Here is a 22,241-nt window from a genome sequence, read left to right as displayed (position 1 = left end):
GCCGGTACAATACGCGCTTCATTCACCCATCTCTGTCGCCCTCTGCGGCGGCGGATTTTCCCTCTACTACCATGGCAGTCATCTCTCTCTCCTCTGCGCAACTGGCATTCGGCCACGTTGCCTTGCTTGATCATGCGGAATTTTCCCTGGAAACAGGTGAACGCGTCGGCCTGATCGGGCGCAATGGCACCGGCAAATCCTCTCTGCTGAAGATTATTTCCGGGCGTATCAAGCTGGACGACGGCCTGCTGGTCATGCAGCAAAACCTGAAAATCGTCTACGTCGAGCAGGAGCCGGTATTCGAACCGCAGATGTCGGTGCACGACGCGGTCGCCTCGGGACTGGGGGAGTTGCCCCTGCTGCTGAAGGAATATGAAGACCTGACCGGCCAGTTCGGCCAGGGCGACGACGACGCCGTGATGGCGCGCATGCACGATATCCAGGTAATGCTGGACGCCGCCGACGCATGGAATCTGTCGAACAAGGTGGAAACCGTGCTCGACAAGCTGAATCTGCCGGGCAGCCTGCTGATGCAGGAGTTGTCGGGCGGTATGCAAAAACGCGTGGCGCTGGCGCGTGCGCTAGTGGCGGCACCGGACGTGCTGCTGCTGGATGAACCGACCAACCATCTGGACTTCACCTCTATCATGTGGCTGGAAGGACTGTTGCGAGACTTTAAGGGCAGCGTGCTGTTTATTACCCACGATCGTTCCTTCCTGGACAACGTCGCCACCCGCATCATTGAGCTGGACCGTGGCCGTCTGCTGTCCTTCCCCGGCAATTTCACTACCTACCAGGCGCGCAAGGCCGAGTTGCTGGAAAACGAAGAGGTGGAGAACGCCAAATTCGACAAGGTGCTGGCGCAGGAAGAAATCTGGATACGCAAGGGCGTCAAGGCGCGCCGGGTGCGCGACGAGGGCCGCGTGCGCCGCCTGGAAGCGTTGCGCCTGCAGCGCGCCGCGCGCCGCGACCAGCAGGGCCAGGTGCGGCTGGAAGTATCGGCCGGCGAGCGTTCCGGCAAGATCGTCGCGGAACTGGAGAATGTCAGCAAGACCTATGGCGAGCGCAGCATCGTCAAGCAGTTCACCGGCACCATTTTGCGCGGCGACAAGGTTGGCCTGATCGGCGCCAATGGTGCCGGCAAGACCACGCTGCTGAAAATGATACTGGGCGAGCTGGCGCCGGATAGCGGCGTCGCCAAGCTGGGCACCAAGCTGCAAGTGGCGTACTTTGACCAGATGCGCACCCAGCTGAACGAAGACGCCAGCCTGCTGGACACCATTGCCCCAGGCAGCGACTGGGTCGAGATCAACGGCCAGCGCAAGCACGCGATGAGTTATCTGAGCGACTTCCTGTTTGCGCCGGAGCGCGCCCGTTCGCCGGTCAAGACGCTATCGGGTGGCGAGCGCAACCGTTTGCTGCTGGCGCGCCTGTTTGCCAAGCCGGCCAACTGCCTGGTGTTGGATGAACCGACCAATGACCTTGATATCGATACGCTGGAACTGCTGGAAGAGTTGTTGGAAGACTACACCGGCACCGTGTTCCTGGTCAGCCACGACCGTACCTTCCTGGATAACGTGGTGACGCAGGTGATCGTGGCCGAAGGCGAGGGCGAGTGGCGTGAATATGTCGGCGGTTATAGCGACTGGGAGCGGGTGCGCGCGACGGCGGCAAGCACGGTTGCCAAGGCCGGCGCCAAGCTGGCGACACCTCCTGCTGCGTTGCAGCAGAATACGCCTGGCAAGCCCAAAAAGCTCAGCTACAAAGAACAGCGTGAGCTTGAGGAATTGCCCAAGCTGATCGCGCTGCTGGAGGATGAGCAGGCGGTGCTGGCAGGGCAGCTGGCGGATCCGGATTTCTACAAGAAAACCCCGGCCGAAGCCAAGCGCATCCATGCGCGTGTGGCCGAGATCGAGGACGAGTTGCTTGCCGCGCTCGAGAAATGGGAAGAAATCGAGGCGCGATCGAAAAATTAAACGCGAAGGATAAGCACATGGGGGGATTTAAACGGGCAGCATGGGTCAGGGTGCTGCCGTTTGCTTGCTACATGCTGTTTATCGTGATCGCCGATGTGCTGGAGCGGTTCGGCGTGGACGCCGCTGAACTGCGCTGGCTCTATGTGGTTAAAGTAGGTTGCGTGGCGCTGCTGCTGTGGACTTTCCGCAAGGAATATATTGAACTCGCGCAGCCACGCTTGCACCTGCGCACGATTGCGTGCGCTGTGTTTTTTGGCATTGTGGTATTTTTGTTATGGATAGTGCTGGACGCGCCGTGGATGACGATGGGCGAGTCCGCAGGTTTTGACCCGACGGCTGGCGGAAAAATGGATTATCCGCTGGCGCTGGTGCGGATTGCCGGGGCGGCGCTGGTGGTGCCGCTGATGGAGGAGTTGTTCTGGCGCTCTTTTTTAACGCGCTGGCTAACTGATCCGGATTTTTTGGCAGTGCGTCCGGATCGTGTAAGAATTGCTACAACTGTTGTTGCGGTGCTACTATTTGGGGTTGAGCACAATTTGTGGTTCGCTGGCGTGGTGGCGGGGAGTGTGTATAGCTATTTATATTGGCGTGAGCGTAATCTTTGGCCGCCGATTCTGGCGCATGCGGTCACTAACGGACTTCTGGGCATCTGGGTGCTGGCAACGGCCAACTGGCGTTACTGGTAGCGGTTTTTCGGGTAACACCTATATTTAAAAAAGACAAAAATAATGTGCTTTCATTTGCGATCTTTTTCAGGCGGTATTTGCCGCCGTGCGCCGCAGCCATCCGGACTGGTGGCCTGGGTACTGGTCACCGGCGCTGTGCTGGCGCCGTCGGCCCACGCTGAACTCAGCGATACGATCAAGCCTTTTGTGGCGATCGGCTACACCCATGACGATAATTTGCTGCGTCTGGAGGATGGACAGCAGCTGGACGGCGGCCGGGCCGACAATATCCGTCAGGCCCAAGCCGGCCTTAGCTTCAAGTGGCCGCTGGGGCGCCAGGAATTCACCGGGTCGGCCAAGGCCAGCCGGGTCAGCTTTGACCATTTCAGCCAGCTGGATTACACCGGCCAGGATTATCAGGGCGCCTGGAACTGGGTGGTGGGCAACCACCTGAGCGGCCACCTGGGCGGCAGCTATTCGCAGACGATTGCGCCGTTTTCCGATTTTCACAGCAATCAGCGCAATCTGAAGACGCAAAAGCGCGGCTACTACGATATATTCTGGCGCTTCCATCCAAGCTGGCAGGTGCATGCCGGCTATAACCAGGACAAATTCGATTACGACCTGGAATCACAGCGCTTCAATACCCGCACCGAAAAAGCCACTGACGCCGGCTTCGACTATCTGGCCTCGACCGGTAGCACCGTTGGCCTGGTCGCGCGGCGCCTGACCGGCGACTATCCGTTTGCGCTCACCCAGGGCCAGTTCGCCCAGGAATCCGGCTATACGCAGGACGAGTTAAAGCTCAAGGTGCTGTGGAATATCAGTGAGGTGTCCCAGCTGCAATTCCTTGGTGGCCGCGTCAAGCGCAAGCATGACCTGAGCGCCTCGCATGATTCCAGTGGCACCAATGCGCGGCTTACCGCGCAATGGAGTCCGCGCGCACGCCTGCGCCTGTCCGCCGCCGCCTGGCGCGAATTTACCGCGGTCGAGTCCAGCGTGCTGAACTATGCACTGGGCAAGGGCGGCAGCGTGGTGGCCAGCTGGGCATGGTCGGCCAAGGTCCGTCTTGAAGCGCAAGCCCGGCAGGAAAAGCGCGACTTCAACGGCCAGATCGCCAATGTCCTGCCCATCAATTATGACGACACCACGCGTAGCGCCAGCGCCAGCATCACTTATGCGCCAACCGAGCGCTCCCAGTTGAGCGTGCAGTATGCGCACGAAAAGCGTGATCCCAGCAACCGCCTGTTCAGCAGCGGTTATCGCGCGAACAGCGTGGCGTTCAATGCCAGTATCCAGTTTTAAGCAGCAGCCATGAATATTAGCGACCTCCCGGTAGTCTCCTTCTTCCAGCGCGTGCTGGACCCTTTGATCATCATGGCCAGCCTGTACCTGAGCGCGGCGATAGCCGGCGCGCCGTTCAACGGCTATATGCTGATCCTGATGGTGCTGGCGTTCTACGTCTCCACGTCGATTTATTCGCGGCTGGACCCGTATCGCAACTGGCGCCGCGGCCACCTGCTGGCCTATGCGCGCGACGTGCTGGTGGGCTGGATGGCGGTGATCGGCATCCTGTGGCTGCTGGGCGAGTGCAGCGGCCTGGACACGCTGTATGACATGCATGCGGTGACGCTGTGGGCGGTGCTCACACCGTTCCTGTTGCTGGTGAATTACACCGCCACCTGGGGCAATGGCAATGGCAATGGCGATGATGAGCGGCGCACCGCCATCGTCATCGGCGCCAATGACCTGAGCATGAAGTTCGTCGAGCGCATCGAAAATCAGGCTGGCCACCTGTTGCAGGTCAACGGTTTCTTTGATGATCGCACCGAGGACCGTCGTCCCGACAGCATGCGTCATCCGATGCTGGGCAGGATGAGCGAGGTCGCGCAATACGTGCGCGCCAATAACGTCAAGATGATTTATATTAGCCAGCCGATTTCAGCTCAGCCGCGGATACGCAAGCTGATCGACGAGTTGCAGGACACCACGGCATCGGTTTATTTCCTGCCAGATATTTACGTCTTCGATCTGATGCAGGCGCGCTTTGACAGCGTGGCAGGGATGCCGGTGATCGCGATTTGCGAGACGCCGTTCACTGGGGTGAACAGCATGGTCAAGCGCATCAGCGACATCGTGCTGGCCACCGTGATCCAGATCCTGCTGCTGCCGATCATGCTGGTGATCGCGCTGATGGTGAAGCTGAGCTCGAAGGGCCCGGTAATTTTCCGCCAGCGCCGCTATGGCCTGTATGGCGAGGAAATCATCGTCTACAAGTTCCGCTCGATGACGGTGACCGAGGACGGCGACAAGGTGGTGCAGGCGCGCAAGGGCGATCAACGGGTCACCCCGATCGGTGCCTTCCTGCGCAAGACCTCGCTGGATGAATTGCCGCAGTTCTTCAATGTGCTGCAAGGAAGGATGAGTATCGTTGGCCCGCGTCCGCATGCTGTGGCGCACAACGAGCAGTACCGCAAGCTGATCAAGGGTTACATGCTGCGTCACAAGGTCAAGCCTGGCATTACCGGCTGGGCCCAGGTCAACGGCCTGCGTGGAGAAACCGAGACGCTGGACAAAATGGAAGCACGCGTCCAGTACGACCTTGATTATTTGCGCAGCTGGTCGCTGTGGCTGGATATCTGGATTATTTTGCGTACCGTGAAAGTCGTTTTGAAGCGCGATAACGCATTTTAGAGGGGCTCGCACCGCAGCAAATTTGGTGTCATTATTACCACCGAAGTTTATAATATTGATAGAGATAATGCTCAGCGGGAAAAACTTCTGGAGTCAGGCAGCGTAGTGCTGGCGCGGCCTGATTGGGAAGGGACAGGTTAGGCCTGTCATGTGCAACCGCCATCTATGCCACTACATTGAGTTGAAGGAACGACCTTGAAACACTTAAACAGCATGTCCCGTAAAACCTCCCGCGTAGCCTGCGCCGCATGGCTGCTGATCGCTGTCGTCGGCCTGAGCGCCTGCGGCGACAAAACCAAGAAACCTGGCCAGTCGCTGGCCAGCGTGAATGGCAACGAAATTACCGTATTGCAGCTCAATGAAGAGCTGCAGCGCGCAGGCGTGGCGCCAGCCCAGCAGGAAGCCGCCAGCAAGCAGTTGCTGGAAGCACTGATCGACCGCCAGCTGCTGCAGGAGCAGGCCGAAAAAGACAAGACCGACCGCGATCCTAAAGTGGTGCAGGCGATCGAGCGCGCCAAATCGCTGATCCTGGCCCAGGCTTATATCCAGAAGCGCATCGGCAATGTCGGCAAGCCGACCCGTGCCGAAGTGGAAGAGTACTTCCAGAAAAATCCGGGTTTCTTCACCAACCGCAAGCAATTCGACATGCGCCAGCTGGTGCTGGCCAGCCGCGATGTTGATGCGCCGCTCAAGGCGGCCATGGACAGCGCCAAGTCGCTGGAAGAAGTGGCGGCCTGGCTGGATGCACACAAGGTGCGTTACGCGCGCGCCCAGCTGACCCGCGCCACCACCGATCTGCCGCCTGAACTGTCGGGCAAGCTGCTGGCCATGCCGAAAGGGCAGCTGTTCATCATCAAGGAAGGCGAGCGCAGCCTGCTGATCACGATCGCCGACATCAAGGACACGCCGGTCACGCTGGAAGCCGCCACGCCGCAGATTGAACAGTTCCTGATCAACAAGCGCACCAAGGATGCGACCGACGCGGAAATCAAGCGTCTGCGCGGCGCCGCCAAGATCGAATACCTGAACAAGGCGGCGACGCCTGCCGCTGCTGCAGCGACTGCTTCTGCGCCTGCTGCAGCAGCACCTGCGCCTGCCGCAGCAACACCTGCGCCTGCTGCACCAGCCGCTGCCGCGTCGACGCCGTCCGAGGCGATCAACCGCGGCGTGGCCGGCATGAAATAGGCGTGATTAATTAATTTCTCAGAACAGGGCATATGATGAAACGATGGATGGGATGGGTCCTGGCCGCGCTGTGCGCAGGCTTGATGGGTAGCGCCACTGCGGCTGATGTCAAAATCGGCCCGAGCGATGTATTGAAGGTCACGGTCTATGGCAGTCCGGACCTGACCACCGAAACCCGCGTCAACGAGGCAGGCAAGATTACCTTCCCGCTGATCGGTGAAGTGGAAATCGGCAACCTGCCGACCGCAGAGGCGGAAAAGAAAATCGCCGGCATGCTGGAAAGCGGCGGCTTCGTGCGCAAGCCCCAGGTCAACATCCTGGTGACCGTGCTGCAAAGCCAGCAGGTATCGGTGCTGGGCCAGGTGAATCGCCCAGGCCGCTATCCGGTGGATGGCAAGCGCAGCGTGCTGGACCTGCTGGCGCTGGCGGGCGGCGTCAGCGCCGACGGCGGCGATACCATCGACCTGATCCGCAAAACCCCGGACGGCAAGACCGTGCGTGAAGTGGTGGATGTGGTGCAGATGGCCCGCACCGGCGACCTGAACCGTGACCTGGAGCTGAACAGCAACGACGTGATCTACGTCGAGCGCGCGCCACGCTTCTACATCTACGGCGAAGTGCAGCGTCCTGGCGTGTTCCGCCTGGAGCACAACATGACCGTGGTGCAGGCGCTGTCGGTCGGCGGAGGCCTGACCCAGCGCGGCACCGAACGCGGCGTGCGCATCAAGCGCCGTGGTCCTGACGGCAAGCTGCAAACCCTGGACGCCAAGCATGACGACCTGCTGCAGACCGACGATGTCGTGTACATCAAGGAAAGCCTGTTCTAAGCCATATTTGTCCGCCATATTTTAATGAGTCCAGAAACAAAGGCTACGCCATGAATTTTTCCCAGATCCTGTTGGTTTTGCGGGCGCGCAAAAAGATCATCCTGCTGACCCTGCTATTCACCGTCGCGGTGACCGTGGTGGTCAGCCTGCTGCTGCCGAAAAGCTATAAAGCAACCTCGTCGGTCATCCTGAACTACAAAGGTGTCGACCCGCTGACCGGCATGTCGATGCCCGGCCAGCTGCTGCCAGGCTATGTGGCGACGCAGATCGACATCATCTCCAGCAAGAACGTGGCGCTGCGCGTGGTGGATGCGCTCAAGCTGGCGCAAAGCCCGGCGATTATCGAGCAGTTCAACGACGCTGAAAACGGCGAAGGCTCGGTGCGCGACTGGCTGGCCGAACTGCTGCTGAAAAAACTGGAAATCGTGCCTGCGCGTGAAAGCAGCGTGGTCGAGATCAGCTTCACCGGCGCCGATCCGCAATTCGTGGCAGCCGTGGCCAACGCCTTTGCCGACGAATATCAGCACGCCAGCATCCAGCTGAAGGTCGATCCGATGAAGAAGGCCACCAGCTACTTCGACGCACAGTCGAAAGTGCTGCGTGATGCAGTGGAAGCGGCACAGAGCCGCCTGTCGAAATACCAGCAGGAACATGGCATCGTCAGCGTCGACAACCGCCTGGACGTGGAGTCGAACCGCCTGAACGATCTGTCGGCGCAACTGGTGGCGGCCCAGGGCCAGCTGATGGAAGCCAGCTCGCGCCAGCGCATGGCTGCCGGCGAATCGGGCGAATCGCCTGACGTGGCTGGCAATCCGCTGATCCAGAACATGAAAGTCGCGCTGAGCGCGGCGGAAACCAAGTTTGCCGAAGTCGCCCAGCGCCTCGACAAGAATCACCCGCAATACCAGAGCGCCAAGGCGGAAGTTGATCAGCTGCGCGCCGACCTGAAAGCGCAGACCAGGATCACCTCCAACACCGTGGGCAATAACGCGCAAATCCTGATGCAGCGTGAAGCGGCCATCCGCAACGCATTGGCCGAGCAAAAGGCCAAGGTGCTGGAACTGAACCGTACCCGCGACGAACTGAATGTGCTGCAAAAAGACGTGGAAAGCGCCCAGCGCGCCTTCGACGCCACCTCGATCCGCCTGTCGCAGACCCGCATCGAAGGCCAGGCCGAACAGTCGGATGTGGCCATGCTGAATCCCGCCGTGGCGCCGATCAAGCCGTATGGTCCGAAAGTGCTGCGCAACACCGCGCTGGCGATCGTACTGGGCAGCATGCTGGGCGTAGGCCTGGGCTTCCTGCTGGAACTGTTCGACCGCCGCGTGCGCTCGCAGTCCGACTTGGCCGACATGCTGGAAATTCCGGTGCTGGGTGTGATCGACTGGACCCAGTCCAAGCGCCGTCCATCGCGCTTCAGCGGCTTGTTCCTGCGCCGCAGCAACCTGAGCATTAACTCCTGAGAATCTGGAACCGTCCATGACCACCACTCCTAACATCGTTCCGCCACTTTCGTCCATTCCGCCGGTGCAGCGTAAGGCGGACTCCAGCATCGGTGGCCTGCTGCTGGCTTCCGGCAAGATCACGCCTGAAAATGCCGAGCGCGTGCTGCGCATGCAAAAAGAACTGGGCATCCGCTTCGGCGAAGCGGCCCAGCGTCTGGGCTTGATTACCGAACAGGACATCCAGCAAGTGCTGGCGCGCCAGTTTGACTATCCTTATTTGCAAGAAGGCGAAACCAAGTTTTCCAACCAGCTGGCGGCGGCTTTCCGTCCGTTCAGCCCGCAAGTGGAAACGCTGCGCGCGGTGCGCAGCCAGCTGATGCTGCGCTGGTTTGCCAACGGCCATAAATCGCTGGCCATCGTCGGCGTCAATCCGGGTGACGGCGTCAGCATGTTCGCCGCCAACCTGGCGGTCGTGTTTTCGCAGCTCGGTGAAAACACGCTGCTGGTGGACGCCAATCTGCGCCGTCCGCGCCAGAGCGAAATCTTCGACATGAATACCCGCGCCGGCCTGTCCGACGTGCTGGCCGGCCGCGCCGGCGTCGAAGCGGTCACCAAGATCGATTCCTTTGTTTCGCTGTCGGTGCTGGCCGCCGGCACGCTGCCGCCGAATCCGCAGGAACTGCTGAGCCGCGCATCGTTCGGCACGCTGAATAACACGCTGGCGCAGAATTACGACGTGGTGCTGTACGACGTGGCTGCTTACGCGACCGGCGCCGACTTGCTGTCGATCGCCGCCCGCGCTGGTGGCGTGCTGCTGGTGGCGCGCAAGAACGAAACGCTGCTGGCCGATATCAACACGATGACTGAACAACTGGCGCAAAGCGGCGCCAAGGTGGTCGGTTCGGTACTGGTTGAGTTCTAAATGGCGGAGACGGCGACCCGGCCTGCCGCAGGCATGCTCACCCCTGGAAAACGCGACGGTCTGATCGACATGTGGCCTTTGCTGTTGGGCATGGCCAGCCTGTTCGTGCCGAGCTTTTACCGCTTGTTTACCGGTGTCTGGGCGACCGAAGACCAGGCGCATGGCCCCATCATTCTGCTGCTGTCGTGCTGGCTGCTGTACCGCCAGTGGCCGGACATGGTGGCGCGCAGCGCCGGCCAGACGGGCGCGCCGATTGGCTGGGTGTCGCTGGTGCTGGGCCTGCTGGCCTACATCGTCGGCCGCTCGCAGCAGATTTACATTCTGGAAATCGGCTCCTTCATCTGCCTGCTGGTGTCGCTGGTGCTGATCCTGCGCGGCTGGGCCGCGCTGCGGGTGCAGTGGTTCCCGTTCTTCTTCATGCTGTTCATGATACCGCTCCCTGCGGAATTGGTGATCATGCTGACCATGCCGATGAAGATGGCGGTGTCGTGGGCAACTGAATGGATACTGTACGCGGTCGGCTACCCGATCGCCCGCGCCGGCGTGATCCTGCAAATCGGCCAGTACCAGCTGCTGGTGGCGAATGCCTGCGCCGGCCTGCAAACCTTGCTGACGCTGGAAGCGCTGGGCCTGTTCTACCTGAACCTGGTGCGTCATACCTCGGCCTTCCGCAACATCACGCTGGCGCTGTTCATCATTCCGATTTCATTCTCGGCCAATGTGATACGCGTGATCGTGCTGACGCTGATTACCTATTACTTCGGCGACGCGGCGGGGCAGGGCTTCCTGCACGGCTTCGCCGGCATGGTGCTGTTCATCAGCGCACTGGCGCTGATCCTGGCGCTGGACACGCTGCTGCAGTTCGTCGCCTCGCGCCTGAAGGCGCGCAAGCCTGAAGGAGTACAAGCATGAACCGCACTTTGCGACTCAGCCTGGTGGCGGGCGTGCTGATGGTGTCGTCGGCGGTGCTGGCCAAGATCATGACGCCGACCGAACGGCTGGCCAAGGTGCGCGCGCCGCTGGTGCTGGAAACCGCGATTCCGACCAGCTTCGGCGACTGGACCGAGGAAAAGGAATTGACCGCCCAGGTGATCAACCCGGAAACCGCCGACGCGCTGGCCAAAATCTATACCCAGACCTTGTCGCGCAACTATATCAACCGCAACGGCGAGCGCATCATGCTGTCGATTGCCTACGGCGAAGACCAGACCAGCGGCCTGCAGCTGCACTATCCCGAAGTCTGCTATCCGGCGCAGGGCTTTAATCTGGCTTCCGCCGTCAAGGGCACGCTGCAGACCAACCTGGGCGAGCTGCGCGTCAAGCGCCTGCAAACCTCGCTGGGCACGCGCTACGAGCCGGTCACCTATTGGACCACCATGGCTGACAAGGTCGTGCTGGGCGGCTACGACACCAAGTTTGCGCAGCTGGGCTACGGTTTCCGCGGGCAAATACCGGATGGCCTGATTTTCCGCGTATCGTCGATATCGAACGACCCGCAACAAGCATTCAAGGTACAGGAGCAATTTGTGCGGCAGATCGCGGACGCGCTGCCATTGGAGTCCCGTACCCGTTTCATCGGCACGCCGCGTTGATGCAGCTGACCACATACTAAGACCGGGACATCAATGAAGAACGTGGTATTCATGGGCGCCAGCACGCTGGTGCGCCTGGTGTTCGGCTTGCTGACCTTTACCATGTTGGCGCGTCTGCTGGGGCCGAACGAGTTTGGCTTGTTCATGTTCTGGCTGTCGATCTCGACCTTGCTGGGCATGCTGGCGAATTATGGCTTTACCGGCTATGTGCTGCGGGAAATTGGTGCGCGTCCGGAAGGCGCGCATGCGGTGATGGGCGAGGTGCTGTCGGCCAAGGTGCTGCTGTCGGTGCTGATCCTGGCGGGTACGCTGGTGAGCATGCTATGGATCGACGCTGCCGGCCGCTGGGTATTCCTGGCGCTGATGCTGGCCATCCTGGCCGATTCCATTACCGACTTCCTGAATGTCGGCTACCGGGCGACCAACCGCTTTTCGGCGGAGACCAGGATTGCGACAGTGGCGGCGGCGCTGCAGTTTGGCATTGTGGTGGCCAGCGTCTGGCCGGGACGTGGTGTGCTGGCTGCCGCCATCGGGTTCATGTTGTCGCGGCTGGCGGTCACCGCGATGACCTGGAGCAGCCAGCTCAAGTATTTCGCCGGGCTGCGTCCGGCATCGCTGGCGCAGGCAGCCAAGCGCTTGCGCGAGGCGATGGCGTATGCGGTGGATTTTGCGTTGCAAAGCCTGTTTGGCCAGATCGACAGCGTGGTGCTGAATTACTTTGTCGATCCGGTCGCGGTGGGCTTGCACCAGGCTGGCATGCGCCTGGTGCTGGGGGGCGCGCAAGCCGCCAATGTGCTGGCGAATGTGTTCATTCCGCGGCTGTCGGCAGTGCATGGCGACCACCAGCAACGCCAGAAGGAAGGCCAGCGTCTGCAACTGGCCTTCCTGGTGATGGGCATCGGTTTCGGCCTGTTCCTGACGGTGCTGGCGGAGCCGATCACGCACCTGCTGTTTGGTGCGGCGTTCAGTTCACTGGCGGCGTTGCTGCCGTGGTTTGGCCTGCTGTTTTTCGTGCGCTTCCTGGCGTCGTCGTTCGGTATCATGCTGACCTCGGCGGGATTGCAGGGATTGCGGGCCAAGGCCAATGTGTTCCATTGGCTGCTGATCCTGGGTGTGGCATGGAAGGCGGTGCCGATGTACGGCAACACCGGCTGGCTGCTTGCGCTGATATTGGGCAATCTGGCGCTGGCCCTGGTGTACTTCGGCGCCTCGGTAAGGCTGGTGCGGCCTACCGTGGTCAACGGCGGCCTGACGCTGGCCGGCGCGGCGGCCTTCCTGCCCTTTTTGCACTTGGCTTAATGACGTGTGTGACTTATGGACATGACTCAATTTAATTCTTCTACGTCAAACAGCCTGATTGATAAGATCAAGGAAAACGGTTTGTGCACTGGCTGCGGCCTGTGCGCTGCCGTGGCGCCGGTGGGCGCCATCACGATACAGCTGAACGCCTCCGGCTATCTGCGGCCGATGGTGCACCAGCCGCTGTCCGGTGAGACCGAGCAGCAGATCAAGGCCGCCTGTCCGGCGCTGGTGATCAAGCACGCGCCGCAGGTGAGCGGGCAGCATCCGCTGTGGGGGCCGCTGCAATCGGTGCGCACCGCGTATTCCAGCGACGCGGAAATCCGCCGCCAGGGCTCGTCCGGCGGCGTGATCAGCGCGCTGGCCGATTACCTGATCAGCTCCGGCAAGGTGGACTTTGTCGCCCAGGTGGCGACCAGTACCCACGATCCGCTGGCAAATGAACTGCAGATCAGCCGCAGCCGCGAGGACGTGATACGCGCGGCCGGTTCGCGCTACGCCCCCTCGGCACCGCTGCAATCGCTGCGCGCGCTGCTCGACAGCGGCCAGCGCTTCGCCTTTGTCGGCAAGCCGTGCGACGTGGCCGCGCTGCGCCAGTACGCGCGCATCAATCCGCAGGTCGACCGCCAGGTGCCCTACATGCTGTCCTTCATGTGCGCCGGCGTGCCGAGCATCAAGGGCACGCACGAGGTGATACGCAAGCTCAGCTCCAGCCCGGAAAAAGTGGTCAGCTTCCGCTACCGTGGTGATGGCTGGCCGGGCATGACCCGCGCGGTGCAGGCCGACGGGCAAGTGTTTGAAATGGATTACAACAGTTCCTGGGGCACCATCCTCAACAAGCATCTGCAATTCCGCTGCAAGATCTGCCCGGACGGCACTGGCGAGTTCGCCGACGTGGTATGCGCCGACGCCTGGTACGGCAAGGATGGCTACCCGGACTTTACCGAGCGCGACGGCCGCAGCCTGCTGCTGGCCCGCACCGCCGCTGGCGAGGCGCTGGTGCGCGAAGTCATGCAGCGCGAAGTGATAGTCGCCAGCGACCTGGCGGTGGAAGAAATCGCCAAGATGCAGCCGTATCAGGTGGACCGCAAGCGCATGGTGCTGGGGCGCGTGATCGCCACCCGCCTGGCGCGCGGGGTCGCGCCACATTATTCCCGCCTTGGACTGGTGAAGGCCTCGCTGGCCGCCAAGCCGGTGGTCTGGTTGAAGAGCGCCTGGGGTACCTGGCGCCGCGCAAAAGGAGAAGCACAATGAATGCCGTCATCGATACCCTGAACCCGCGCGCTGGCAAGACCGCTTCCGCGCCGGAAAAAATGATTACCGTCGGCCTGCTATGGCATTCGCTGTCGTCCGGTAATCTCGGCGTGGGCGCGCTGACCGAATCGAATATCGCCATCGTGCGCGGCGTGGCCGAGTCGCTGGGCCAGCGGGTGCGCTTCATCGTGCTCGGCTCGGGCAGCGAGAGCCTGCCGTCGCTGGCGGCCGAACTGGAGCAGGCCGGCCATGCGCTGGAAAACCAGCGCGTGCGGCTGTTCCGTTCCAGCTTCCGCGAGCAGGTGCGCCGCTGCGACCTGGTGATCGACATCGGCGAGGGCGACAGCTTTGCCGATATCTATGGCTTCAAGCGCTTCTTCTTCTACTGGCTCAGCAAGAACATCGTGTGCAGCCTGGGCAAGCCGCTGATCCTGGCGCCGCAGACCATCGGCCCGTTCGATGGCGCCGCTGCGCGTGTATTGGCCAAGCAGGTGATGGCCCGCTGCGCCAAGGTGTTCGCACGCGACAACCTGTCCAGCGACTACCTGAAACAGCTGGGCGTGACCAAGAACACCGGCGAAGCGATCGACGTCGCCTTCCGCCTGCCGTTCAAGGCCAAGCAGTTTGCCGACAATGGCAAGGTGCGGGTCGGCATCAATGTCTCCGGCCTGCTGTTCAACGGCGGCTACACCGGCGGCAACCAGTTCGGCCTGAGTATCGACTATCCGTCCACCATCCGCCGCCTGATCAAACATTTCCAGGCGCTGCCTGAGGTCGAGGTGCACCTGGTCGGCCACGTCATCGAACCGCATATGCCGAGCGAGGACGACTACACGCGCGGCATCGCGCTGGCGGAAGAATTCCCCGGCGTGATCGTGGCGCCGGTGTTCAGCCGGCCGAGCGAAGCCAAGTCCTATATCGCCGGCCTGGATTACTTCACCGGCGCGCGCATGCACGCCTGCATCGCCGCCTTCTCGTCTTCCGTGCCGGTGGTGCCGATGGCCTACAGCCGCAAGTTCAACGGCCTGTTCGGTACGCTGGGCTACAACAGCATCGCCGACTGCAAGGCGGACAGCGATGATGTGGTGGTGCAGAAAATCTCCGATGGCTACGTAAAACGGGACGCACTGAAACAGCAAGTGCAGGCCGGCCTGCAGCGTGTCGAGGAGCGCCTGGCGCGCTATGAAGGCAACGTCGCGCAGGTATTCAATCAGGTTATCGGGAAATAAACATGAGCGCCATGCTTCGACAATATTCGGCGGCATCGCTTTCGGCGCTGGCGGGCATCTTCACCAGGGCGAATCTGAAACGCCTGGTGTTGTTATGGCTGCCGGTGTTGCTGCTGTCCTCATTCATCGGCCTGTGCTGCGTGATGCTGCCATGGATGCTGAATGCGGCCTTGATCGGTGCGGTGGTCTATGCTGTGGTCATGCTGGCCAGCCCATGGCTTGGCCTGTTCATGTATGTGGTGGTGATTCTTTTCGCGCCCGACGTGAAGCTGGCTGACGTTGCGACAGCCGCCTCCTTGCTGGCGTTCTGTATTCACCTGCTGCGCCTGAAGAAGATCAATTACGCGCTGCCGCGCGAGGTACGCTGGCCGCTGTGGGGCTTTGCGGCGCTGGTGCTGCTGTCCTTCGTGACCGCCATCGCTTACTTCCACACGCAGATTCCGTATATTTACCGCGATGGCCGTAACTTTATTTACTGGCTCTGGCTGCCGCTGCTGGCTGTGTACTGCGGCAGCACGCCGGATGGCGTGCGCAAATTAAACCGGGTCATGCTGGCGGTGGCGATCCTGGTCTCGGTGATGGCGCTGTTTGCTGCCGTGACCGGCATCCAGCTGGCTGCCACCGGCCGTGTCGGCTCGCTGGAAACCGCCGGCGCAGCGCAGGGCGCGTTTACCCGCGTGCAAATGCCGGGCTTCCCCTTTGTGACCTGGGCGCTGGTGTGGCTGGTGGTGATGATGTTGTACCGCCGCGTGAACATGGCCGTCGGCATCTTGCTGGGTGGCTTGCTGGCGGCGGCGCTGGTGGTCAACTTTGGCCGCGCACTGTGGGTATGGACCTTGATCGGCATGCTGATCCCGGTGTTTTTCATCGGCCAGAGCCGCACCGCGAAATTGCTGGTAACGTTGGTGACGGTGGGCGCACTGGGCATTGCCGCACTGGCGATCGCCAAGCCGAGTACGCTCGATGCGATCATGGTCCGCATGATGAGTGTGAAGGACGAGGGCGGCAAGAACACCTCGTACGGCTGGCGCGAATGGGAAAACCAGGATGCTGTCGCCGCGCTCAAGCGCTCGCCGGTGATCGGCGTCGGCATGGGCGGCGAGTACCGCAACTGGATACCGATCCTGCGCGTTTTTGCCGAACACACCCGCTATATCCACGAGAGCTATCTGTATATTGCATTGAAGCTGGGCGTGTTTGGCCTGTTGCTGATGCTGATGGTGTTCTGGCGCGCCTGGCGGCATGGCCGCCGCTCGATGGCGCTGGCGGAGCAAGAAGACCGGCTGCCGCTGTTGGCCAGCTTGTGCGTGTTTCCCGCCTGGCTGGGCTTGTGCCTGACCCAGCCGGAGCTGATGCTGCACTCCAGCGTGTTCTTCATGACCTGCATTCTCACGGTGCTACTGTCGTCGTATAGAGGCCGCCTGCTGGCGACCGCTGCGCAAGCGAAGCACAAGTCCTCGTGGGGGGCGCTGGCGTGAAGGTCTATGTCGTTATCCTGAACTGGAATGGCTGCGCCGACACCATCGAGTGCCTGGAAAGCCTGCAGCATACTACCGGCGTTGAATACGTCGCGGTGGTGTGCGATAACGCCTCCAGCGATCGGTCGATGGAAAAATTCGCGCAGTGGGCCGGCGCGCGCTTTGCTCCGGATGAATGGCAGGTGCTGGATCGCGCCGCAGCGGAGCAAGCGCAGCCCGGCAATGCGCGCCTGATTCTGATCGACACCGGCGCCAACCTGGGTTTTGCCGGCGGCAACAATGTCGGCGTGCGCCTGGCGTTGCGTGATCCGGCCTGCGAGTTTGTCTGGCTGCTCAACAACGATACGGTGGTGGCGCCGGACGCGATCGCCCAGGCGGTGGCGCGCATGCAGGAAGACCCACGCATCGGCCTGTGTGGCTCGACCTTGATTTACTATCATGAACGCGACAAGGTGCAAGCGTATGGCGGCGCGGTGTATTCGCCCTTGCGCGGCAGTTCGCGCCATGTGGGGGCGTTCAGCCATCCCGATGCGGTGCCTGGCGCGCCGCAGGCCGTCGAATCCACGCTGTCCTATGTGATCGGCGCGGCGATGCTGATACGGCGCAGCTTCATGGAGCAGGTGGGCCTGATGAACGAAGACTATTTCCTGTATTTCGAGGAGGTGGACTGGGCCACCCGCGGCCGTGGCGAATTCAGCATGGGCTATGCGCCGCGCAGCCTGGTGTATCACAAGGAGGGGGCGTCGATCGGCACCTCCGCTTCGGGCGGCTCGCCGCTGTCGATGTTCTATCTGTACCGCAACCGCATACGTTTCACCAAGCGCTTTTACCTGCGCTACCTGGTGCCGGTGCTCGGATTCTGCGGCTGGGACGTGACCAAGTTTGTACTGCGCCGGCGCTGGCCGCAGGCGCGCGCGGCAGTCAAGGGCGTGCTGCAAGGCTTGTTCTCGGCTGCCTGACAAGGAGGAACCATGAAGTCATTGATGAAGCAGGCGGGATCACTGATGCTGGCCACGCTGCTGTGCGGCGGCGCCGCGCAAGCGGCCGATTACAACATCGGCGTGTACTACTTCCCCGGCTGGAAGGACAATCAGATTGGTGGCCCGTACACCCAGCCATGGGAAAAAATCAAGCCATTCGCCGAGCGCGAGCCCAAATTGGGCTGGTATCAGGAGGGCGATGTGTCCGCCATGCAGCAGCAGCTGGGCTGGATGAGCAAGTACGGCATCGACTACGTGGTGTTTGACTGGTACTGGGGCAAAGACGGCAAGACCATGATGGACAGCGCGCTGAATGCTTATCTGCGCGCGCCGGATCGCCATGGCGTGAAATTTGCGCTGATGTGGGCCAATCATACGACTTATGTGTTCAGCAAGGTGCAGCTGGAAGCCATGTTCAGATTCTGGGCCCAGCGGTATATGTTCCGCCCGGATTATGTGCAGGTGGATGGCAAGCCGGTGGTGTATATCTTCGCTGCCGAGGTGCTGAACAAGAACGCGCAGAGCATCGGCATGAGCTCCGCCGAGCTGATCGCCATGGGCGACAAGATCTTCAAAGATGAGGGCTTGCCGGGCTTGAGCATGATCGCCGGCGCCGGCGCCGGCATACCCGGCTACGACTATACGCCGAAGTCCGGCTATATCGGCCACTCGGCCTATAACTACCATATGGGACCGGGCGTCAGATTCGCCGGCGGGCGCGCCATCAGCCATGGCTATGGCGAACTGGATCAGGCGTATCGCGGCCAGTGGAACTGGCTGATGGAGCGGGCGTCGGGGATTTATGTGGTGCCGATGACTTCCGGCTGGGACAAGCGCCCGTGGGGCGGCAGCCAGGACAAGGACCACGATTTTTCGATCAGCACCGGCGAGGAGTTTGAAGCCCATCTGCGTGCAGCGCGCAGCCTGATGGACAAGGCGCCCGACAAGACGCGGAAAATGGGTGTGATCTGCTGCTGGAACGAATACGGCGAAGGCTCGTTTATCGAACCGACCAAAAAAGACGGCTTCCTGTATCTGGAAAAAATTCAGAAGGTCTTCAAGTCGGATAAATAAGATGTAATTAAACAAGGAAAGAACTCGATGAACGCAAATTTGAAACTGGTGGTGATTGCGCAAGAGTTCCCTTTCCCACCGAACCATGGCGGCCGCGCAGATATCTGGCGCCGTCTGCGCGCCTTGAAACAACTGGGCTATGCGCTGTTCCTGGTGTGCTGGTGCGAGCAGGACAGTCCGCCATCGCAGCAGGAAATCGACCAGGTGCGGCAGGTGGTTGCCGGCCTGCGCATCATCACCAAGCGCAAAGGCATGGCGGCGAATCTGCAACGGCTGCGCCGCATGCTGGCCGGTACGCCGTCGCACGCGGCGGCGCGCGCCGTGGACGCGCAGCAAACCGCGTCGCTGGTGAACGAATTGCGCCAGTTCGGCGCCACTGCCGTCATGCTGGAAAATCCTTACGGCGGTTTGCTGGCGCGCGCACTCAGCCAGACGCTGGCAGTGCCCTTGTTCTATCGCTCGCATAATATCGAGTTCCTGTATTTCGCCAGCCAGGCGGCAGCGGCCAGCCAGTTGAAGAACCGGCTGGCCTGGAGCCTGGCGTGCTGGCACCTTGAACGGTTTGAGCAGGAGCTGATCGCCACGGCAAAAATCAGCTTCGACATCTCTGCCGATGATATGGCTTTCTGGCGCGGACGCGGCATCCACAACGGCCATTGGCTGCCACCGCTGTCGGAAGCGGTATTCCAGAGCGCGGTCATCCCGGTCCCCGCTGCTGAAGCGGCACAGCTGCTGTTCCTCGGTAATCTGAACGCCCCCAATAATGTGCAAGGCGTGCGCTGGCTGATCAGCGCGGTGATGCCGCTGGTATGGGCGCAACAGCCGGATGCGCAGCTGACCATTGCCGGGTCGCGTCCGACCGAAGAAGTGATCAGGCTGTGCGGCAGCGACCCGCGCGTGCAGCTGCGCGCCAATGTGGCCGATGCGCCCGGCTTGATGGCCGCCTCCGGCGTGCTGCTCAACCCGGTGCTGTCGGGCAGCGGCGTCAACGTCAAGACGCTGGACATGCTGATGACCGAGCGGCCGATCGTCAGCACCCGGCAAGGCGTGGCGGGCCTGGTGGCCTCGTTGCAGTCGCTGTGCGTGGTGGCCGACGGCGCCGAGGCATTTGCCGCAGCGGTGCTGGCCAGCTTGCAGCAGCCGGAGATCGACGCGGCCGCCCGCCAGGCCGGACGCGCGCTGTTTTCCATTGATTCGGTGGCGGCGGCGGCGGCTGCAATGCAGGCGCAGCTGGCTGCGCCGCAAGCGCGCGCGGCCTGACAAGACAAGAAACCATGAAAAAAATCATTCTGTTTATTCACCAGGGTGCGGAGCTGTACGGCTCGGACAAAGTGCTGCTGAACCTGGCGGCGGGCTTGCGCGACACGCCATATCAGGCACTGGTCATCGTGCCATTTGACGGCCCGCTGGTGGCCGAGCTGCGGGCGGCAGGCGTGGAAACCCATATCGCCCCGGTGACCAAAGTCAGCCGTGCGCTGTTTTCCCCGCGAGGCCTGTTAAGCTTGCCGGTCAGCCTGTTTAAAGCGGTGCGCGGCATCAGCAAGGCGCTGGCGGGCCGCAAGGTGGCGGTGGTGTATTCGAATACGCTGGCGGTGCTGAGTGGCGCGGTATGGGCCAAGCTGCATCGCGCGCCGCATTTGTGGCATGTGCATGAAATTCTGATGCACCCTACGCTGATACGGCGCGGTTTCCCGCTGTTGCTGCGTTTGCTGGCCGACCGCGTCGTCTCCAACTCCAGCCTGACTACGCGCTGGCTGCTCGACGAGCAGCCAGCGCTGGCCTCGCGCACGGTGACGGTGTGGAACGGCATTGATCGCACCGAGGGCAGTGATGCCGCGCGGGTGGCGGCCTTGCGTGATGAAGTGGCCACGCCGGATGAGGTGCTGGTGGCGCTGGTGGGACGCATCAACCACTGGAAGGGGCATTTGCTGCTGGTGGAGGCAGCCGGCATGCTGTATCAGCGGGGCTATCGCCAGATGCGCTATCTGATTGTCGGCAGCATCTTCGCGCAGCAGGAGCATTTCCTGACCGGGCTGCAGGAAGCGATTGCCGCCTCGCCGGCGCGCGACCAGTTCACCTTGCGCGGCTTCACCGACTCGATCTGGGATGTGTGGGACGCCTGCGACATCGCGGTGGTGCCGTCAACCGAACCGGAACCGTTCGGCATGGTGGCGATCGAAGCGATGTGTGCCGCCAAACCGGTGATCGCGGCCGGGCATGGCGGCTTGCTGGATATTGTCGAGCATGAGGTCAGCGGCATGTTGTTTGAGCCGCGCAATAGCGCCGCCTTGGCCGATGCGCTGGCCAAGCTGGCCGATGGAGTGGAGTTGCGCAAGCAAATGGGGCAGGCTGGCAAGCTGCGGCAGCAGGCGCTGTTTTCGCTGGATAGCCAGGTCAGCAAAACCGCCGGTATTTATGCCGACATGACAGCCTGAGGCTGATAAATATCTGGACCATACTGGAACGTTTACTTAAGAAAGCACCGCGATGAGCGAACACCGCAACAGCAAAAAAAAGATCAAGATTCTGGGCACGCGCGGCATTCCTGCCAACCATGGCGGGTTTGAGACGTTTGCCGAACACCTGGCCTTATACCTGGTCAAGCAGGGATGGGAAGTGATTGTGTATTGCCAGGAAGATGAAGGCGAGGCGGTGTATGAGGACGAATGGCAGGGCGTGCATCTGGTGCATATCCCGGTCAAGCAGCAAGGGGCGCTGGGGACCATCGTGTTTGACTGGAAGGCCAATCTGCATGCTGCGAAGACCAAGGGCCTGATTCTGACGCTGGGCTATAACACGGCGGTGTTCTGCCTGTGGTTCCGCCTCAAGGGCCTGAATAATATTTTCAATATGGACGGGATTGAATGGCGCCGCCAGAAGTGGGGCGCGGTCGCCAAGACCTGGTTCTACCTGAACGAATGGGCTGGCGCCTGGCTTGGCAATCACCTGGTGGCCGACCATCCGGACATCAAGAAACACCTGACTTCGCGCGTCAACCCGCAAAAAATCACCACCATCGCCTATGGCGCCGAACCGGTGCGCGATGCTGACGCCGGCCTGCTGGCGCAGTATGGACTGGCGCCGAATGGCTATGCCATTCTGATCGCCCGCGCCGAGCCGGAGAACTCCATCCTGGAGGTGGTCAAGGCGTGGTCGCGCAAGCCGCGCGGCGTCAAGCTGGTGGTGCTGGGCAATTACGCCAAGACCCATGCGTATCAGCAGTCGGTGCTGGCTGCAGCCTCGGACGAAGTGGTGTTCCTGGGCGCCATCTATGATGCGAAGAATGTGCAGGCACTGCGTTACTTCTCGCGCTTCTATGTGCACGGCCACCAGGTTGGCGGCACCAATCCGTCGCTGGTGGAAAGCCTGGCCGCCGGCAATGCCGTGCTGGGGCATGACAATGCCTTTAACCGCTGGGTAGCGGGGCCGGAGCAGCAGTACTTCCGCGATGAGGATGATTGCGCGCAGGTGCTGGACCAGCTGCTGCCGGACGCCGCCCGCCTGGCGGACATGCGCCGCGCCGCGCTGACGCGCCATGCCGAAGCGTTTACCTGGGAAAAAATTCTGCGCGAGTATGAACTGCTGCTGGCGCCGTATGCGGAGCGTTCGGCCTGAGTCGGA

The 22,241-nt window shown here is 61.5% G+C and carries 19 protein-coding genes; all 19 read left to right on the top strand.

All coding sequences use genetic code 11. The annotated features are described in order from the left end of the window. Window positions 1-71: 71 nt before the first annotated feature. Entirely contained in the window at window positions 72-1,976 is a 1,905-nt protein-coding gene (locus KW842_RS09410; protein ID WP_218303843.1) for an ATP-binding cassette domain-containing protein, read from the top strand. A gap of 17 nt (window positions 1,977-1,993) precedes the next feature. Then, window positions 1,994-2,662: a CAAX prenyl protease-related protein gene (locus KW842_RS09405; RefSeq protein ID WP_218303842.1), complete on the top strand. Its 669-nt coding sequence runs from the start codon at window positions 1,994-1,996 to the stop codon at window positions 2,660-2,662. Window positions 2,663-2,716: 54 nt separating this feature from the next. Next, window positions 2,717-3,946, top strand: a complete 1,230-nt coding sequence (gene epsL, locus KW842_RS09400; RefSeq protein ID WP_229223598.1) for an XrtB/PEP-CTERM-associated polysaccharide biosynthesis outer membrane protein EpsL — start codon at window positions 2,717-2,719, stop codon at window positions 3,944-3,946. A 9-nt stretch (window positions 3,947-3,955) separates the two neighbouring features. After that, window positions 3,956-5,335, top strand: coding sequence for an undecaprenyl-phosphate glucose phosphotransferase (locus KW842_RS09395; protein WP_218303840.1), 1,380 nt, complete (start codon window positions 3,956-3,958; stop codon window positions 5,333-5,335). A gap of 213 nt (window positions 5,336-5,548) precedes the next feature. After that, window positions 5,549-6,520: an EpsD family peptidyl-prolyl cis-trans isomerase gene (locus KW842_RS09390; protein ID WP_218303839.1), complete on the top strand. Its 972-nt coding sequence runs from the start codon at window positions 5,549-5,551 to the stop codon at window positions 6,518-6,520. A gap of 47 nt (window positions 6,521-6,567) precedes the next feature. Continuing rightward, window positions 6,568-7,347 (top strand): polysaccharide export protein EpsE, encoded by a 780-nt coding sequence (epsE, locus tag KW842_RS09385; protein WP_229223597.1) that lies wholly within the window; start codon window positions 6,568-6,570, stop codon window positions 7,345-7,347. 50 nt (window positions 7,348-7,397) lie between these two features. Then, window positions 7,398-8,810, top strand: coding sequence for a chain length determinant protein EpsF (gene epsF / locus KW842_RS09380; RefSeq protein ID WP_218303838.1), 1,413 nt, complete (start codon window positions 7,398-7,400; stop codon window positions 8,808-8,810). Between the two features lie 16 nt (window positions 8,811-8,826). Next, window positions 8,827-9,714, top strand: coding sequence for a chain length determinant protein tyrosine kinase EpsG (gene epsG / locus KW842_RS09375; RefSeq protein WP_218303837.1), 888 nt, complete (start codon window positions 8,827-8,829; stop codon window positions 9,712-9,714). Then, window positions 9,715-10,626 (top strand): exosortase B, encoded by a 912-nt coding sequence (xrtB, locus tag KW842_RS09370; RefSeq protein ID WP_229223596.1) that lies wholly within the window; start codon window positions 9,715-9,717, stop codon window positions 10,624-10,626. After that, complete coding sequence (gene epsI, locus KW842_RS09365; RefSeq protein ID WP_218303836.1) at window positions 10,623-11,306, top strand: exosortase-associated protein EpsI, B-type; 684 nt, start codon at window positions 10,623-10,625, stop codon at window positions 11,304-11,306. The genes xrtB and epsI overlap by 4 nt, the downstream gene beginning before the upstream one ends. A gap of 33 nt (window positions 11,307-11,339) precedes the next feature. Continuing rightward, window positions 11,340-12,605 carry an oligosaccharide flippase family protein gene (locus KW842_RS09360; RefSeq protein WP_218303835.1) on the top strand — a complete coding sequence of 422 codons (1,266 nt, stop codon included), beginning with the start codon at window positions 11,340-11,342 and terminating at the stop codon, window positions 12,603-12,605. A gap of 21 nt (window positions 12,606-12,626) precedes the next feature. After that, entirely contained in the window at window positions 12,627-13,859 is a 1,233-nt protein-coding gene (locus tag KW842_RS09355; protein ID WP_218303834.1) for a Coenzyme F420 hydrogenase/dehydrogenase, beta subunit C-terminal domain, read from the top strand. Continuing rightward, on the top strand, window positions 13,856-15,088 hold the full coding sequence (locus KW842_RS09350; protein ID WP_218303833.1) for a polysaccharide pyruvyl transferase family protein: 1,233 nt from the start codon (window positions 13,856-13,858) through the stop codon (window positions 15,086-15,088). The genes KW842_RS09355 and KW842_RS09350 overlap by 4 nt, the downstream gene beginning before the upstream one ends. Window positions 15,089-15,090: 2 nt before the next feature. Next, on the top strand, window positions 15,091-16,566 hold the full coding sequence (locus KW842_RS09345; protein WP_218303832.1) for an O-antigen ligase family protein: 1,476 nt from the start codon (window positions 15,091-15,093) through the stop codon (window positions 16,564-16,566). After that, window positions 16,563-17,525 carry a glycosyltransferase family 2 protein gene (locus tag KW842_RS09340; RefSeq protein ID WP_218303831.1) on the top strand — a complete coding sequence of 321 codons (963 nt, stop codon included), beginning with the start codon at window positions 16,563-16,565 and terminating at the stop codon, window positions 17,523-17,525. Before KW842_RS09345 ends, KW842_RS09340 begins: the two co-directional genes overlap by 4 nt. A gap of 12 nt (window positions 17,526-17,537) precedes the next feature. Next, on the top strand, window positions 17,538-18,620 hold the full coding sequence (locus KW842_RS09335) for a glycoside hydrolase family 99-like domain-containing protein (protein WP_218303830.1): 1,083 nt from the start codon (window positions 17,538-17,540) through the stop codon (window positions 18,618-18,620). A 27-nt stretch (window positions 18,621-18,647) separates the two neighbouring features. Further along, window positions 18,648-19,880 carry a glycosyltransferase gene (locus tag KW842_RS09330; protein WP_218303829.1) on the top strand — a complete coding sequence of 411 codons (1,233 nt, stop codon included), beginning with the start codon at window positions 18,648-18,650 and terminating at the stop codon, window positions 19,878-19,880. Between the two features lie 14 nt (window positions 19,881-19,894). Next, window positions 19,895-21,055 (top strand): glycosyltransferase family 4 protein, encoded by a 1,161-nt coding sequence (locus tag KW842_RS09325; RefSeq protein ID WP_218303828.1) that lies wholly within the window; start codon window positions 19,895-19,897, stop codon window positions 21,053-21,055. A gap of 52 nt (window positions 21,056-21,107) precedes the next feature. Continuing rightward, complete coding sequence (locus KW842_RS09320) at window positions 21,108-22,235, top strand: DUF1972 domain-containing protein (RefSeq protein ID WP_218303827.1); 1,128 nt, start codon at window positions 21,108-21,110, stop codon at window positions 22,233-22,235. Window positions 22,236-22,241: the final 6 nt, after the last annotated feature.

Origin of the sequence: Duganella sp. sic0402 (genome assembly GCF_019219065.1) — a bacterium.
Taxonomy (GTDB): domain Bacteria; phylum Pseudomonadota; class Gammaproteobacteria; order Burkholderiales; family Burkholderiaceae_D; genus Rugamonas.
The sequence above is the reverse complement of the archived record's forward strand: the minus strand, read 5'-3'. Positions and strand labels throughout refer to the sequence as shown.

Coding starts and splice junctions, on each gene's coding strand:
- KW842_RS09405 (WP_218303842.1), top strand. CDS start 1,994: ATGGGGGGATTTAAACGGGCAGCATGGGTCAGGGTGCTGCCGTTTGCT.
- xrtB (WP_229223596.1), top strand. CDS start 9,715: ATGGCGGAGACGGCGACCCGGCCTGCCGCAGGCATGCTCACCCCTGGA.
- KW842_RS09360 (WP_218303835.1), top strand. CDS start 11,340: ATGAAGAACGTGGTATTCATGGGCGCCAGCACGCTGGTGCGCCTGGTG.
- KW842_RS09390 (WP_218303839.1), top strand. CDS start 5,549: ATGTCCCGTAAAACCTCCCGCGTAGCCTGCGCCGCATGGCTGCTGATC.
- epsE (WP_229223597.1), top strand. CDS start 6,568: ATGGGATGGGTCCTGGCCGCGCTGTGCGCAGGCTTGATGGGTAGCGCC.
- KW842_RS09325 (WP_218303828.1), top strand. CDS start 19,895: ATGAAAAAAATCATTCTGTTTATTCACCAGGGTGCGGAGCTGTACGGC.
- KW842_RS09355 (WP_218303834.1), top strand. CDS start 12,627: ATGACTCAATTTAATTCTTCTACGTCAAACAGCCTGATTGATAAGATC.
- epsI (WP_218303836.1), top strand. CDS start 10,623: ATGAACCGCACTTTGCGACTCAGCCTGGTGGCGGGCGTGCTGATGGTG.
- KW842_RS09395 (WP_218303840.1), top strand. CDS start 3,956: ATGAATATTAGCGACCTCCCGGTAGTCTCCTTCTTCCAGCGCGTGCTG.
- epsF (WP_218303838.1), top strand. CDS start 7,398: ATGAATTTTTCCCAGATCCTGTTGGTTTTGCGGGCGCGCAAAAAGATC.
- KW842_RS09345 (WP_218303832.1), top strand. CDS start 15,091: ATGAGCGCCATGCTTCGACAATATTCGGCGGCATCGCTTTCGGCGCTG.
- epsG (WP_218303837.1), top strand. CDS start 8,827: ATGACCACCACTCCTAACATCGTTCCGCCACTTTCGTCCATTCCGCCG.
- KW842_RS09320 (WP_218303827.1), top strand. CDS start 21,108: ATGAGCGAACACCGCAACAGCAAAAAAAAGATCAAGATTCTGGGCACG.
- KW842_RS09335 (WP_218303830.1), top strand. CDS start 17,538: ATGAAGTCATTGATGAAGCAGGCGGGATCACTGATGCTGGCCACGCTG.
- KW842_RS09350 (WP_218303833.1), top strand. CDS start 13,856: ATGAATGCCGTCATCGATACCCTGAACCCGCGCGCTGGCAAGACCGCT.
- KW842_RS09410 (WP_218303843.1), top strand. CDS start 72: ATGGCAGTCATCTCTCTCTCCTCTGCGCAACTGGCATTCGGCCACGTT.
- KW842_RS09330 (WP_218303829.1), top strand. CDS start 18,648: ATGAACGCAAATTTGAAACTGGTGGTGATTGCGCAAGAGTTCCCTTTC.